Here is a 15,592-nt window from a genome sequence, read left to right as displayed (position 1 = left end):
CTGCCGCCGCAGCTGGCGGCGGAGAAACCGGCCGACGCGGCGGCGTGGCTGGCCGTGGCGGCCGGTACGCTGGGCGCGCTCATGGCCACGCTCGACGTTTCGATCGTCAACAGCTCGCTGCCCACGATCCAGGGTGAAATCGGCGCCAGCGGCACCGAGGGCACGTGGATCGCGACCGCCTATCTGGTGGCCGAAATCATCGTGATTCCGCTCTCCGGCTGGCTCGAACGCCTGCTGGGCCTCAGGACCCTGCTGCTGATCGCGGCGACGCTGTTCACGATGTTCTCGGTCGCCTGCGGGCTTTCGACGACGCTGCCGATGATGATCGCCGGCCGCGTGGGCCAGGGCCTGACCGGCGGCGCGCTGATCCCGACGGCCATGACCATCGTCGCCACCCGCCTTCCGCGCGCGCAGCAGCCGATCGGCAATGCCCTGTTCGGCGCGACCGCGCTGCTGGGGCCGGTCGTCGGCCCGGTGCTGGGCGGTTGGCTGACCGAGAATGTCAGCTGGCACTACGCATTCTTCATCAATCTGCCGGTCGGCGTTGCGCTGGTGACGCTGCTGCTGGTCGCCATTCCGCATCAGGCGGCCAAGCTGTACCTGATCCGCGAGGCGGACTGGCTGGGCATTCTCGGCCTCGCTCTGGGCCTCGGCGGCCTGACCGTGGTGCTGGAGGAAGGCGAGCGCGAGCAGTGGTTCTCCTCCTCGCTGATCATCACGCTCACGGCGATTTCGGCTTTCGGGCTGGTGCTGTTGGGGCTGGGTCAATTCCTTGCCCGTAAGCCCGTTATCAAGCTGCGGCTCCTGCTTGACCGGCAATTCGGCAGCGTCGTCGCCATGGTGACGGTGGTGGGCATGGTGATTTACGGCACGTCTTACGTGATCCCGCAGTTCCTCTCCCAGATCGCCGGGTACAACTCGCTGCAATCGGGCCAGATCGTGATGCTTTCGGGTATTCCGGTCATGCTGATGATGCCGATCACGCCGTGGCTTATCCGCAATGTCGACATCCGCCTGTCGGTCTGTTTCGGCCTGTCCGTCCTGGCGCTCAGTGCCTGGCTGGAAACCGACATCACGCCGCTTTCGGACGGCAGGGACTTCGTCGATTCCCAGCTTCTGCGCGGCATGGGCACGGTATTCTGCATGATGTTCCTGAATCAGGCGGCGATCCGCTCGGTGCCGAAGGAAGAGGCGGGCGATGCCTCCGGCCTCTACAATGCGGCGCGCAACCTCGGCGGCTCGTTCGCGCTGGCGGGGGTCGCGATCATTCAGGACCAGCGCCTCTGGCTTCACGCCCGCAGGCTGGAAGAGAGCCTGAACGCGAACTCGATCGCGGTGCAGGACTATGTCGCGGGGCAGGGCGCTGCGGCGCTGCGCTCGCTTGAAGCGACGATCCAGGTTCAGGCCCTTGCGATGACTTATGCGGACATGTTCCAGATCATGTCGGTGGGTATCATGTTCGTGATCCCGCTGGTGATGTTCCTGCGCCCGCTTCCGAAGAATGCGCCGCTGGCGACCGGACATTGAGGAAAACCATGCGTTCCTATCTTCTGCTGCCTCTCCTGACCGGAATTCTCGCCGGCTGCACTGTCGGCCCGAACTATGCCGGGCCCCCCAAGGCGGTGTCCGGCACCGGCACTGGCTTCGTGCGCGCCGACGCGCAGACCGTCACGTCCGCGCCGCCGGTCGCGCAATGGTGGAAGACGCTGGACGATTCCGCGCTCGACGATCTCATCACCCACGCCCTTGCGAACAACACCGATGTCGCCGTGGCCGAGGCGCGCCTGCGCCAGTCGCGCGCGGCGCTGGGTGAGGAACGCGCCAACTTCGCGCCCAAGGTCAGCGGTTCGGCGCTCTATGCCCATGCCCATGTTCCCGGCGTCGCTTTCGGCGCGACGGACAGCTCGTCGGACGGTTCGGGCAGTGGCAGCAGCGGTTCCAGCGGCTCCGATCTCAACCTCTACAACCTCGGCTTCAACGCCAGTTGGGAAGTGGACCTGTTCGGCGGCCAGCGCCGCGCTGTCGAGGCCGCGCGCGCCACCGCCGAAGGCGCCGAGGCCAGCCTTGCCGACGTGCAGGTCAGCCTCTCTGCCGAAGTGGCCAATACTTACCTCAACTTGCGCGATCGCCAGCAGCGCATCGCATTGGGCCAGCAGGCAATTGCCTTACAGGAAGAGGTCCTTGGCCTGACCCGCCAGCGTCTCGAGCGCGGCACGGCAACGGCGATGGAGGTGACGCAGATCGAGGGGCAGCTTGCCGGCACCCGTGCCCAGCTTTCGCCCCTGATGGCGGACCGCGATGCCTATCTCAATTCGCTGGCCGTGTTGACCGGGCAGGAACCGGGTGCGGTGGATGCCGGTCTCGTGCAGGCGCGCGACATTCCGCTGCCGCCCGCCTCGGTCCCCGTGGGCGATCCGGCCCAGCTTATCGCCCGCCGCCCGGACATCCGCTCCGCCGAACGCACGCTCGCGGCCGACACTGCCAAGATCGGACAGTCCGAGGCGGCGCGTTTCCCCAGCCTCTCGTTCATGGGGCTGATCGGGATCGGCGGGACCAAGATCAGCGACCTTGGCAAGCTGGACGATTTTACCGCGCTGGCCGCACCGCAGCTGAGCTGGAACTTCCTCGATTTCGGGCGGAACAAGGCCAAGGTCCATCAGGCCGAAGCCGTGCGGGACGAGGCGGAGGCGCGCTATCGCGGCACTGTGCTCACGGCCCTGCGCGATGCCGAGGACTCGCTGGCCCGCTTCCGGGAAGGCCGCGTCCAGTTGGCCGAACTCGCCCGTGTGCGGGAGAAGGCGGCAATGGCCGAGCAACTGACGGCGCAGCGCTTCGCGGCGGGCACGGCAACGCGCATTGCGCTGCTCAATGCCCGGGGCGATCTCAACACTGCCGACCAGAACCTCGTTACCGCGCGGGCTTCGCTGACTTCGGGCTATGTGCTGATCCAGAAGTCGCTGGGCCTCGCGTGGCAGTAATACGGCGGTGACGGGCCCCTTCCTCAGCCCATGCTGGGGAGGGGCTCCGTACGGTTCCGGCCGAACCCGGCCATGAAGGCGAGAGCGGCAAGAACACCGAAGGCTCCGGCGATCAGGAAGGCGGGCGTGTAGGTCCCGGTGGTCTCGCGGATCACCCCGGCGCCGAACGCCGCTATCGAGGCGCCGATCTGGTGCGCCACGAAAACCCAGCCGAACACGATCGGCCCGTCACGCTCGCCGAAGGTGCTGTTGGCCAGCTTCACCGTGGGCGGCACCGTGGCGATCCAGTCGAGGCCGTAGAACACTGCGAAAACGGTCAGGCTGAACGGCCCGAAGTCGATGAACGGCAAGGCCACCAGCGATAGGCCCCGAAACCCGTAATAGACCGCCAGCAGGCGGCGCGGGTCGTAGCGGTCGCTCAGCCAGCCCGAAGCGGTGGTGCCGAACAGGTCGAAGAAGCCCATCATCGAGAGCACGCCTGCGGCGGCGACTGGCGCGATGCCGTGATCGCCGCAAAAGGCGATCATGTGCGTGCCGACAAGGCCGTTGGTCGTCAGGCCGCAGACGAGGAAGCTGCCCGCCAGCAACCAGAACATCGGCTGGCGCGATGCGCGCACGAGGGCCTCGATGGCGAGCCACGGCGTTGCCGCCTGCTTCATCGGCGGGGGAGGGGGTGTATCCTCATTCTCGCCATAACGGCGCACGCCGCGATGATGCGGGCGCTCGGGCACCAGCAGCGCCACCACCGGGATCAGCGCCGCGGAGGCAAGGCTCACCGCAAGCGCCACCGGACGCCATGCCCCGCCCTGCGACAGCCAGGCAAGGAACGGCAGGAAGATCAGCGATCCGGTCGCCGTGCTGGCACTCAGCAGGCCCATTACCAGCCCCTGCCGGGTCGCGAACCAGCGGTTGACCACGGCCGCGCCCAGCACCGAGGCGACCGCGCCCGAACCGATGCCGGAGACCACGCCCCAGCTCAGCACATATTGCCAGGGCGCGCTCATCCACCGGCTGGCGAATGTCGCCACGGCCATGAGCGCGAGCCCGCCGAGCATGGTGCGCTTGATCCCCACGCTCATCATCAGCGCGGCGGCGAAGGGACCGACAAGGCCGTAGAGCAGGATGCCGATGGCCGCGCCTGCGGAAATGGTCGCCCGGTCCCAGCCGAAGTGCAGTTCCAGCGGGACCATCATCACGCCCGGTGCCGAGCGCAGCCCGGCCGAAACCAGCAGGGCCAGGAACGTCACGGCCACCACGACCCAGGCGGGATGGAAACGGTTGGAAGTGGACGGCATCTGGCGCGAAATCCCCTGATCGATACGGGCACCGTTTCTAGCCCTCTCCTCCCGCTGTTCCGAATGAGAAAATTTGGCAGGGGATGTGAGCAAATCCGGGAGTGCTTGGCCGGATTGAGTTCGCGCGGGCGCCCATGTAACAACGCCCGCATGTACCGGCCGCCTTCGCTCAACACTCTGCGCGCGCTTGAGGCGGCCGCGCGCCTTCGCAGTTTCAGCCGCGCGGCGGAGGAACTGGGCGTCACCCATGGCGCGATCAGCCACCGTGTGCGCGAGGTGGAACAGCGGCTAGGCGCGGCCATGTTCGAGCGGCAGGGCAATTCGATGGAGCCCAGCATGGCCCTGCGGCAGATCCTGCCGACGGTGCGCCAGTCGCTCGAACTGATCTCCAGCATTTTCCCCGCGCCGCCGGAAGCCGGACGGCAAGTGCTCAGGATCGCGGTGCTACCCTCGTTCGCGGCGCAGTGGCTGGTGCCGCGTCTGGCCGAGTTCCATGAGGCGCATCCCGGCATCTTCATCGCGCTCGATGCCCGGATCGATGTCAGCCGGGTCGGCGCGGACGGGGTGGATGCGGCCGTGCGCTATGGCAGCGGAAACTGGCCCGGTCTGGCGATCGAGCGCCTGCTGACCGATATGCTTTTCCCGGCCTGCTCGCCCGAATACCGCGCGCGGATGAAGATCGAGACGTTGGATGACTTCGCGCGCTGCCGGTTCCTGCGCAACAGTTGGCAGACCTGGACGCCGTGGTTCCAGCGGGCCGGGCTGTCCTTGCCCGAGCCTGCGGATTCCCAGCCTTACGACGATGCCGCGCTCATGCTGGAGGCGACGATCGCGGGCCACGGCATCGCCCTTGCCCGCCGGGTGATTGCGCACGACGCGCTTCAGGCGGAGCGGCTGGTGCGTCTCTCAGAGATCGAGATACCGTTCGAAGGGGCATATCACTTCGTGTGGGACCCGCACACGCCCAAGCCGCGCCTCGATGCCGTGGCCGCGTTCGGTGCATGGCTCTCGGCGCGGCTCAGATCCGAGTTTCCCTGACCGAGCGCGGCCACCCGCTACGCGAACCGGCGGCGCTTCGGTTTCCTCGCAGGGAACCCGAAGCGCCGCCGTCGGGATTAGAACCGGATTCCGAAAGTCACCCGGCCACCGTGGTTGAACTGGCTGTCGCCCACGGTGCCAAGATACGATGCACCCAGCCAGACATTGCCCATCGCGATATCGAAACCGCCGTCAATCTGGGCGGCATCCTTCGGCAGGGCCGGGCCCACGACCTCGAACGGCGCAGCACCGGCAAGCGCCACCGTGGCAACTCCGGTCCGGTCGCCCCAGCCACGCTGATAGGCGAGCGAGAGGCGTGGTTCGAACACTGCCCGGGTTCCCGGGATCGGGGTCGATCCGGAGAAGTGGAAGCCTACCCGCGCCAGATCGATGTCCCGCTTGACGCGCGCTACCGAAAGGGCTGCCGCCCCGCCGGTCTCCGTCGTCGGATCGACCGACACATATTGATGGGTGTAGCCGATGAACGGTTCGAACGTCACCGCGCTTCCCGCGAACAGGGCATACCCCAGTTCGCCGAAGCCCTGCGCGCTGTTGGCGTGCTGGCGCGAATGAAGGGCGTCCTGGAAGCCGGCAAACGCCACGGAACGGTCGTTGCTGAGGGTGTGCCAGCTATAGGTGCCGCCTGCCTGCAAACGCAGCGCGCCAAAGCGATAGTCGACAGTGCCGCCGGCATAATAGGACTTCACGCTGGACCGGCTCTGCAGCGCGGGCTGGGTGTAGGTCCCATCGGAATAGCCGGTGGCGATGCTGGCGCGGAATGCGTCCCGGCCATAGTCGATGCCGGTGATGATGCCGTCCCGGTGCGTTTTCAGGACGGACGTTCCGAGCGAGGCATCGCTGTCGAATCTGCCGCTGTCGTCCATCGCATCGCCCCAGATGCCGAAGCCGTCGCCGGTCCGCCGCCCATTGAGGAGGAGCGCCTCGCGTACATGTCGGCCTTCGTCGATCAGGGCCATCGGCGCTGCGGCGTAGCTTTCACCGGAGAGCGAATTGTAGGCCTTCCTCGCCCCCGCTGCATCGAGCGAGGCGATCGCGCTCGGCAGGGCCGAAGTGAAGTCCATGCTTCCGATCGCGGTCGCCACGGCGCGCTGATTGGGCGTCTGGGCGACATCGGTAAAGGCAACGTCGTTGCGAACGAGGTCCAGGGAGACAGTATTGCCGGTGTAGGCCAGATGCGGCGTCAGGAATGCCAGGTTCGAAGTGACATCGGCGAAGGTGCCGGAAACCCCGCCGTTCGCCGACAGGATCGTGTAGCGGGTCGACGGGCTGTAGGTCGTCCCGCCTGCGAGAACGCGAACCGTGCCGCCTCCGATCGTGGCGGTTCCCGATGCGGCGATGCTGTCGGACTGACCTGCCGGGGTCGCGGCAAGCTGGTACGTCGAACCCGCCGCGAACGTCACGCTGCCCTTCACGGTGAGCGTGCCGATCGAGCCGGCAGCGCTGGGCGCAACCGTCCCGCCGTTTGCCACGGTCAGGCCGCCGATCGTGCTCGTGCCCGTGAGCAGGGCACCGTTGGCGACCGTTACCGCCGAAGCGAGCGCCCCCGTGACGTTCAGTGTACCGGCGCTGACCGTGGTCGCGCCGGTATAGCTGTTCGCACCCGACAGGGTGAGAGTGCCGCTGCCGGTCTTGGTCAGGGAGGTGGCGCTTGCCCCATCGGCGATGGTGCCCGCGTAGCTGGTGGAGCTGTTGTCCGATCCGGCCGTCAGGTGCCCATTGCGCAGCACCGCGCCCGTGTTCGTGCCTGACAGGGACGCCACGCTGAACGCGGTGCCGCCGAGATCGACCAGGCCGTCGTTCACGAGCGACACGTTGCCCGTGGTCGCGCCGGTGAGCAGGAGATCCCCGCCATTCTCGACGGTTCCATTGATCTGGCCGGAGACTTGCGCCGTGCCGCTGTTCGTCAAGCCGGCGGCGAGTGTGCCGGTGCTTGCGAGCGTCCCGTTGTTGGTGACGGTGCCTGCTACGGTGCCTGCGTTGTCGAAAGCAGCGCCGCTTGCAACCGCCACGTCCGAGACCAGAGAGCCGCTTGCCGCCACGGCCAGCGTGCCGGCCGTAACACTGGTCGCGCCGGTGTAGGTGTTCACACCCGACAGCGTCAGCGTACCGGTGCCCAGCTTGACGAGGCCGATTGTGCCGCCGGTGCTGGTGAGCGCGTTGGCAATGTCGACGCCGACGCCGTCATCCACGTTGATGAAGCTCTGGTTCGGGGTGGAGAAGGGATCACCCGTCAGGTTGAGCGTTCCCGAGCCGACGAGCTGGTAGCCGTCCACCGTGAACTGAAGGCCTTGCACGTTCTGCGCGTCCGCGACAGTGACCGTGCCCGCGCTGCCGGCGAAGATGCCGACGCCGGAGCCCCAGGACGTGTTTACATTGCCCGTCGGCGCGCCTGTCCAGTTGGTGCCAGCAGCGTCCCAGGTGCCGTTACCGCCCTGACCGCCCGAGGTAGCCCCCGTGGTGTCGATGCCATCCCAATATTGCACCGACTGGCCGGCATTGGCGATCAGCACGTTCACCTGGCCGGGAATCGTCGTGTAGACGGTCGCGGACTGGGCGGTGGGCGTCGACACCGTGTCGAAGCTTCCGGCGAGCGTGCCGCCGTAATTGTAGAGCCGGTAAGCGCCTGCCACCGGCGAGGCGGAAGCGTCGGCTGCGTTGACGAGGCTGAGCGTGCCCGCGAGAGTCAGGTTGCCGCCGACTTCGATAAGGTCGTTGCCGACGCCGCCGGCCACATTGGGCGTCCCCAGCTCGAACAGGGACGTGGCGTCGCTGGCCAGCGTGTAATTCCCGTTGACCGTCAGCGTGCCGGGCGAGTTGCCCGCCGAAACGGTACCCCCCGAGGCGACGTTGACCGAACCGGCGACCGTGCCGGAACCATGCAATGTACCGCCTGCGTTGACATTGACGGTCGCACTGTTGGTGGCAGTGTCGCCAAACGTCCCGTTCACCGCGAGAATGCCGGCATTGACGTTGGCGGTGCCGGTAAACTGCCCGGCAGTGGCGCTGTTTACGCCCGTCAGGGTCAGCAGGCCCGAGCCGTTCTGATTGAAGGTGCCTGCACCGGTGATCGTGTTCGACAGCGACTGGGCCGTCGCGGTGTCCATGGTCAGGACGCTGCCGGCCCCTGCGAGCGCGATGTTACCGCTGAGCGTGCCGCTTTGCCCTGCAAGGACGAGCGTGCCCGAGGCGATCTGGATGGCATTGACCCCCGCCCCGCTGGCGCCGATCGTGCCATAGTTGGTGAGAGTGGTCGTACCCGTGCCGGCGAGGTAGAGGCCGGTCTCGCCCTGCACTGCGGGCTGGCTCGGCGCACCGGCTGTTCCGATGGTGACGCTGTTGGCACTGCTGTTTCCGGAGAGGATAATGCCGGCATTGCCTGCGCCGTTTGCCGTCACGTTCCCTTGGGCGGCAATCGAGATCGCACCCGTATCGGCAGACGCCAGGATGCCTGAACCGGCCGTGCCGACGACGTTGCCGCTCGTCACGATATCCAGGGTACCAGTGCCGCTGATCGCGGTATCGATGCCACGCGCGCCCGATACCGCTCCGAGCGACGATGCGGTGGTGCCCAGGACAATGTCGCCGTCCTCACTGCGGACATAGATGCCGGAATCACCGCCCGTATTGCCGCCGGTGTAGGAGCCCGCGCCGGTCACTGTAAGCGACTGGGTGCCGCTGCCCGAGAAGTTGATGCCGCTGTCGCCGCCAGTGATGGATCCGGCATTTTCGATCACGCCGCCTGAACGGGCATAGACGCCCGAAGTCTTGGCTGTGACGGTGCCGCTGGTGATCGTGAGGGTACCGCCATTGAGCTGGACGCCGTCCTCCAGGCCCGCTCCAGACGTCGCTGTGATAGTGCCGCCATCGAGGGTAAGATGCGTACCGCCCTGATCGACGAGTGCAGCCGCCGAGGAGCCCATGTAGCCGGTTCCGGTCGTGGCGAGACTGCCGGTCAGGACGATACCGCCGCTGCCTGTCTCAGCCTGAACGCCGTTGATAGTCAACGGACCTGAAAGCGTCACGGTGCCCGCACCGCGCGCGACGATCACGCCCGAGCCTGCCACGGCGCGATTGAAGGACGTGTCATCGGAACGGTCGAATGCCAGGGTGCCGTTATTGAACATGGAAACGTCCGAAGACGTGTCGATCGAGCCGGTCGTGCCGCCGTTACCGATCTGTAGCGTGGCGCCGTCGATTATCGTCTGGCCGGTGTAACCGTTGGTGCCCGTCAGCACGAGAGTGCCGCCGCCGTTGGCGATCAGCGGCGCGTTGCCGCCGATGGCCCCGGTTATGGTCATGACATGGCCGCTGGTGATGAACGAAGCCCCGTATCCAGCCAAAGTGATGGTCTTGGCGACGCTGACATCCTGCAGCGCCTGGAATGACTGTGTGTTGAGCGTGATGGGCCCGACGCCCAATGCGCTGTCGCTGTCGAAAGCGATAATGCTGCTTGAGGCGCTGAGGCCGTTGAAACTGTTGGTGCCGGTCAGCCTCACGATGCTGGAACCGCCGCTGCCCAGGAAGGTCAGGCTTCCGGAGCCCCCCATGCCGGTTATGCCAAGTGTATTTGCGCCAAGGTTGATCGTAATGTCGTTCGTGGCGGACACTGCTGGAGCCGACACATTGAAGCTGCCCGCAATCACGATCGTCTGGCTCGGATTGGCATTGGCGGTGGTTACGGCCGTCTCGAATTGGCTCTGGTCCGAAGCCGTTCCCGCATAAGCCGGTGCAATCTGGGAAATACCAATGAGCGCCGTCGTCGCCAGGATTGCGCCGCGCAGCCCCTTCGCTCGAGTAACCTGTCCAGTCATGTCTGCTTGTTCCACTGCCGTATCTTGCGTTGTTGCTTGCCGATCGCAGCCAGAATTCGGTTGCCGCCCCGGATGCCCGTCTGATGGGCGTGCGTTCTTAATGTAGAGGCTTCGGAACAGGAATCGGCTCAGCGCGCATCGAAAAGGGGTTTGCGGCACGGGGAATTTCGTCCGCTTTTCAATCGCGGACGGGTAAGGAGGCCCCGCCAGTCATGGACATGGCGGGGTTCCGTCAAGCGGGTTTAGCGCGGCGTCAGCGTCACCACGGTCGGAGCGCCGCTCAGCGTGATGGCATAGCCTTCGCGGTCCGCCGTGCCGGTGTCGGTGGCGTAAGGGCGGCCGCCAGCCGTGGTGGTCTGGAACAGCAGGCGTGCGGCCGGATCGGTGGCGCTGGCGGGATCGAGCGTCAGCACGACCTTGCCGGTCTTGCTGTCATAGTCGGCGCTCTGGATACGGCCGGCTTCCAGTGTGATCCACAGACCGGCGGGGGCGACGAACAGGCGGCGGCGGGCGCCGTCCTTCGGGGCGAGGCTTACGGTGCTGCCCTTGGTGGTCAAGTCGCCGCCGAAGCCGATCCAGCCGAACTGCGGGTCATTGACCATGTAGCTCGCCGCGGTGATCGCATGGCCGTAGAAGCCCATGCCGTAGTCGCCGGTGATCGCATCCCACTTCATCATGTCCGGCCAGGAGTGGAACGCGGCCGAGCCGAAGCCCTTCTGGTCGATATTGGTGATGCCGCCCATCATGCCGCCGTAAGCGACGCGCAGCAGGTGCAGGTCGGTGGGGTTCTGGCGATAGGCGTCGAACAGCGGCACCGCGTTGAGCGCCGACCCGTAGTGATGGATCTGCCGCTCGATGCGCGAGACCTTGCCGCCATAGAGGAAGTCCCAATAGCGGCGCGCATTGCCGTTATAGCCCCAGCTGGGGATCGTGGGGTCGTAACCCAGGATCACTTCGCGGGTCTCGTCCGCCTGCGGCTGGAAGCCGAAGTAGCGCATCCAGGCGTAGACTTCGGGCTGGCCGGTGGAATCCCATGCCATCTCGCTGCCGAACGGATACTTCATCGAACGCCAGTGATCGGCGCGCTGCTTCATCAGGCCTTCCATTTCGGTGGCCTCGGCGGTCATGCCCTCGCGCTTCAGGTCCTTCAGGATGTCGACGAAGACGTCGCCTTCCATCTGGCCGAATTCGGCATAATAGGGCGCATCGCGCATCATCGCGACGGTCGTGCGATAGGCCCAGTCCAGATAGAACTTCCAGTCGTGCTGCTTGACCAGCCCGGCATTGTCGCGCGCCAGACGGTAAAGCACCCAGTGGCCGATGGCGACGTGCGGATAGTTGTAGGACCGGCCGAGATCGCCGGCATCCTTCTTCGACCACGCGGTCCAGTTCTTCCAGTTGATCTTGGGGTCGTAGTAGTTCGGGAACGCGACCGGATCGTAATAGAAGATACTCTTCTTGACGGCACCGGCCTGCGGGCCGTCCTTGACCTGCAGCGTGCCGAGCACGGTCTCGTTGACGAGGCGCTCCAGCTTGGCGACTTCTTCCGGGTTCGGATTGTCGAGCTGCTTCATCATCGCCGCGACCCACGAACCGGCGCCGCCTTCGTCGCTCATGCCCGAAACCCAGACGCGGCCGTCCTGCGTCAGGATCTTGTTGTCCTCACGGTCGTAGGACAGGATCGCGGGCGAACGGTGGAAGGGATCGTCCTTGCCTTCGAACCACTGGTCGGTGGTGGTGAAGTGGCCAATGTCGGCCATCACCTGATCGAGCGGCTTGGTGATGTAGTAGCTGACGGTCTGCTTCTGCCCGTCCGCATAAGTCACCGTCAGGCGGGCCTGACCCCAGCCGCTGGCCTTGATCTGGTAGCGGGCCCAGCCGCTTCCCGATTTCTCCGAGGTGGCGGTCAGCGAACCTTCGGGGAAGGCTTCGATCTTGGCCACCTTACTCGGCGTCTTCAGGAACAGGCTGGCGGTCTGGTCGGTGGGCACGACATAGCCGGGAATGCCGACCGCGACCGGGCGCTTCTGGGCGACCAGCGTATCCTCGATCGCGCGGACGCTGGGCGCGGTCACGAAACGCAGGCCGATCGTGCGGCTCTCGCCGGGGGCAAGGGTGATGCTGGTCGGCTCGTTCCACTGCTGGCCGGCCTTTGCCCATTCCTTCTCGGCAAAGCCCTTGCTGGCGACGGTCCAGTCGTAGAACCCTTCGGAAACCTGCGTGCGCGGGCTCTTGTCGGTGAAGATGTCGCCATGGCGACCGGCGCGCGCCTCGGCAATCGGGCGATAGGCTTCGAGCGGGGTGCCCTTCTCGGGCAGTACCAACAGCGCCGGGCCTTCGCCGTTCAGGCGCGTGACCTGAAGATAGCCGGCATCGCGGCCGATATAGGGATCGACGAAGCTCGCCTGCGCGTGGGCGGAATCGAGATCGCGGTCGAGGATGATGTTGTCGAACACCATCGGCATGCCGAGGCCGCCGATCTCCACGGCAGCGCTGCTGGTGTTGACCAGCGTGAAGCGCAGGGCGAGCACGCCGTCCTCGTTCACCCAGCGGCGCTCGACGCGCAGCGGAATCCCGGCTCCCATCGATGCAGTGATGTCGGCGGCGGCGAGCACGCCCTTGCCGCCCGTCAGTGCGGCGATCTGCTTGCGGGCATGGGCGGAGGAGAAGTCCTGCCAGTCGGAACCAGCGGTCTTCAGGCGGATATGGATATCGCCGATATGGACATAGCCATCGGCCGCACGTTCGGCCTCTCGCCCGGCGGGCACGAAGTCGAACGCGGCATTGCCCTTGGGCGAGAGATGGGCGAGCGTCTGCGTATCCGCCCGAAGGGCCAGATCGAAGGCAGGGGTCTGCATCTCGGTCTTCTGGATCGGCGGGTAGACCGGCTTCGGCTTTTCCGCTTCCTGTGCCTGCGCCGCCGCCATCGGCAGCATCGCCGGAACCGGCGCGAGTACCAGCGCAATCAGGGGAAGGGGCTTCAGAAGGCGCTTCATGTCAAATCCTCGCGGGGGAGTTCAGTGGGCCAGCGCGACTGCCGGTGCGGCAGGCTTCACGGGGCCGAGCGGCGGCGGCGTTTCGCCGAGCAGGTAAAGGGTGAAGTAGTCGCGCAGCTTCTTCCAGAAGAAGGGCTGGTAGACGTTGTGCGTGGCGTTGGGCACGACCACCATGTCGACATCGCGCCCGGCATCGATGAGCGCTTTGGCCAGGCGGAAGCTTTCGGTGATCGGCACGTTATCGTCGATATCGCCGTGGACGAGCAGTAGGTGGCCCTTGAGCTGGCTGGCCACCGCCATGTTCGAATTGCGCTCCCACGTCGCCGCGTCCGCCTCGCCCATCGAGACTTCGGGCCACCAGGTCTTGTCGAGCCTGAGGTCGTGGTTGCCCGATGCGGAGACGCCCACCTTGAAGAAGTCCGGCCGGCGCAGCACGAAGCGTGCGGTGTCATAGCCGCCCGCCGATCCGCCGAACACGCCGACGCGGTTCACGTCCATGTAGGGATACTTGGCGGCCATCTGGCGGATCAGCGCAATGTGATCGTCCAGCCCAACTTCGCCAAGGTTCTGGAAGGCGGGCAGGCGGAAGGCCTGACCGCGCCGCGACGTGCCGGTGCCGTCGATCATGACGACAACCGCGCCGATCTGCGCGATGCTATTGCCTGGCACGCGCAGCGCCATGCCCCAGGTGGAGGGAACATCGGTCGTGGTCGGGCCGGTGTAGACATTGTCGATCACCGGATAGCTGCGCTTCGGATCGAAGTGCACCGGGCGATAGATCATGCCGTAGATCGGCGTCTTGCCGTCTGCCGCCACGCCCTTGAACGGTTCGGGCGGAGTGTAGCCGGCAGCCAGAAGGCGGCTGTCGTCGGCCTTGGCCAGTTCCATCACGATCTTGCCGGTAGTGCCGTCGCGCAGCACCGCGCGGGACGGCGTGGTCGGGCTCGACATCTGGTCGACGATCCACTTGCCGTCCGGCGAGACTTCGGCCTCATGGTCGAGCGGTTCGGGCGTCAGTTCGGTAAGGCCGCCGTTCAGCGAGACCCTGTATAGCGCCCGCCAGTAGGGATTGCGCGCAGCTTCGCGCCCGACGCCGGTGACGATCAGCGAGGCCTTGTCCTCGGCCACATGGTCCACCGAGAGAACTTCCCAGTCGCCCGTGGTCAGCGCCTTGCCGCCATCCGGGTTGTCCGGGGTGACGAGGTAAAGCTGGGCCCAGCCGCTGCGCTCCGAGATCGAGAGTTCACCGCCGAGTTCGGGCGCGGGGAAGATCATCGAGGACGTGACGGTGATGACGGGCTTCACCGCCTCATGCGCGACGATCTTCGTGGCGCCGGTCGCCGGATCGGCTACATAGACGGCCTGCTGGCGATAGCCGCGCTCGGTCCACTGCATGCGCGGTTTGCCGTCCACCCAGTTCATGTCGGGCGGGGAGGGGTAGAGGATCGATTCGGGCGGCATCTGGATCGGCACGACCTTGGCCTTGCCGCTCTTCAGCGCCGCCTGCACATCGACCACAAAGCGCGTCGCCTGCGGCAGCTTCTCTGCGCCCGCCAGCGGATAGACGTACGAGAAACTGCGCGGATAGAAGCTGCCCGGCGGGTTCTGCTGGGTGATCGAAAGCTTCTTTACCTCGCGCGTGTCGAGCCGCCATGTCAGCAGATAGCGTCCATCGGGCGACCATGCGCCGGAGACGGGCATCGCCGGTTCCTCGGTGCCTTCACGCAGGATCTGCGAGAGTTCGGGGATCGAACGGCCATAGGGCTGCTCGTGCGTGCCATCGGTGGTCAGCGCCACTTCGCGGCCCGAGGCTACATCGACCGCATAGAGGTTGTATGCGCGCGCGACGATCTTCGTCTTGCCGTCGGGTGAGGGCAAATCGAGCCGCGGCGCTTCTGGCGGGAGCTTTTCCGCCTTGCCGTCGGCGCCGATCCGCCAGTGCCCATCCAGCGCCTCGAATGCCAGCGTGCCCTTGGCGGGATCGTAATCGACATCGGCAAGCCGCGCGTCGTCCAGCGTTACCGTCTTGCCGCTTGCTTGCGTCAGCGCCGCCAGCAGGGTGGCCGTCGTCGCCACTTCGCGCACCTGCCGGGTGGCGAGGTCGAGGAACAGGTAGCGCTGATGGCTGCGGTTGCCGGTGCGGTAGAACAGGCCCGCATCCTTGCCTTCGCCGACGAAGCTGGGCGCGATATTGGCATTGTCGATGAGGTCGGCGATGCCGCTGCCCAGGAACGTGTCGGCGGCAGCATATCGCTCCGCGATGCTGGGCGGCGGAGTATGGGCGGCGGCAGTTTCGGTCTGACGCGCCAGTGCGGCACCGGGTTGCAGTGCCACGGCGACGGCAAGCGTCAGCAGCCCGACTGCGGGTTTTTTCAGGACACGAACGAAAGGACGGGAAATCAAAGGGCTGCTCATGTCATGTACCCATTGGCTGGCGCCGGAAGATGCATGGG

General features: G+C 66.1%; 7 protein-coding genes. 3 read left to right on the top strand and 4 right to left on the bottom strand.

Going from position 1 to position 15,592, the window contains the following annotated elements:
• Window positions 1–1,527, top strand: coding sequence for an MDR family MFS transporter (locus tag EDF56_RS21430; RefSeq protein ID WP_243652765.1), 1,527 nt, complete (start codon window positions 1–3; stop codon window positions 1,525–1,527).
• Window positions 1,528–1,535: 8 nt separating this feature from the next.
• On the top strand, window positions 1,536–2,978 hold the full coding sequence (locus tag EDF56_RS21425) for an efflux transporter outer membrane subunit (protein WP_132391388.1): 1,443 nt from the start codon (window positions 1,536–1,538) through the stop codon (window positions 2,976–2,978).
• 23 nt (window positions 2,979–3,001) lie between these two features.
• On the opposite strand, the gene EDF56_RS21420 is transcribed toward EDF56_RS21425, so the two are convergent.
• On the bottom strand, window positions 3,002–4,273 hold the full coding sequence (locus EDF56_RS21420; RefSeq protein WP_132391386.1) for an MFS transporter: 1,272 nt from the start codon (window positions 4,271–4,273) through the stop codon (window positions 3,002–3,004).
• A gap of 150 nt (window positions 4,274–4,423) precedes the next feature.
• On the opposite strand from EDF56_RS21420, the gene EDF56_RS21415 reads away from it, so the two are divergent.
• Window positions 4,424–5,311: a LysR substrate-binding domain-containing protein gene (locus EDF56_RS21415; RefSeq protein WP_165912312.1), complete on the top strand. Its 888-nt coding sequence runs from the start codon at window positions 4,424–4,426 to the stop codon at window positions 5,309–5,311.
• Between the two features lie 77 nt (window positions 5,312–5,388).
• On the opposite strand, the gene EDF56_RS21410 is transcribed toward EDF56_RS21415, so the two are convergent.
• The 3 genes from EDF56_RS21410 to EDF56_RS21400 all read right to left on the bottom strand — a co-directional run bounded on the left by EDF56_RS21410 (window position 5,389) and on the right by EDF56_RS21400 (window position 15,554).
• Window positions 5,389–10,143 (bottom strand): autotransporter-associated beta strand repeat-containing protein, encoded by a 4,755-nt coding sequence (locus EDF56_RS21410; protein ID WP_132391382.1) that lies wholly within the window; start codon window positions 10,141–10,143, stop codon window positions 5,389–5,391.
• 242 nt (window positions 10,144–10,385) lie between these two features.
• Entirely contained in the window at window positions 10,386–13,139 is a 2,754-nt protein-coding gene (locus EDF56_RS21405; protein ID WP_132391380.1) for a DUF5695 domain-containing protein, read from the bottom strand.
• Between the two features lie 21 nt (window positions 13,140–13,160).
• Window positions 13,161–15,554 (bottom strand): DPP IV N-terminal domain-containing protein, encoded by a 2,394-nt coding sequence (locus tag EDF56_RS21400; RefSeq protein WP_132391378.1) that lies wholly within the window; start codon window positions 15,552–15,554, stop codon window positions 13,161–13,163.
• Between the last annotated feature and the right edge of the window lie 38 nt (window positions 15,555–15,592).

The sequence above is a fragment of the Novosphingobium sp. PhB165 genome (genome assembly GCF_004341845.1).
GTDB lineage: Bacteria > Pseudomonadota > Alphaproteobacteria > Sphingomonadales > Sphingomonadaceae > Novosphingobium.
Note: the sequence above shows the minus strand (reverse complement) of the source record. Positions and strands in the feature narration are given on the sequence as shown.

Bases quoted from the DNA above. Each gene is read 5' to 3' on its own strand.
- EDF56_RS21405 (WP_132391380.1), bottom strand. From the start codon at position 13,139: ATGAAGCGCCTTCTGAAGCCCCTTCCCCTGATTGCGCTGGTACTCGCG.
- EDF56_RS21415 (WP_165912312.1), top strand. From the start codon at position 4,424: ATGTACCGGCCGCCTTCGCTCAACACTCTGCGCGCGCTTGAGGCGGCC.
- EDF56_RS21425 (WP_132391388.1), top strand. From the start codon at position 1,536: ATGCGTTCCTATCTTCTGCTGCCTCTCCTGACCGGAATTCTCGCCGGC.
- EDF56_RS21420 (WP_132391386.1), bottom strand. From the start codon at position 4,273: ATGCCGTCCACTTCCAACCGTTTCCATCCCGCCTGGGTCGTGGTGGCC.
- EDF56_RS21400 (WP_132391378.1), bottom strand. From the start codon at position 15,554: ATGAGCAGCCCTTTGATTTCCCGTCCTTTCGTTCGTGTCCTGAAAAAA.
- EDF56_RS21410 (WP_132391382.1), bottom strand. From the start codon at position 10,143: ATGACTGGACAGGTTACTCGAGCGAAGGGGCTGCGCGGCGCAATCCTG.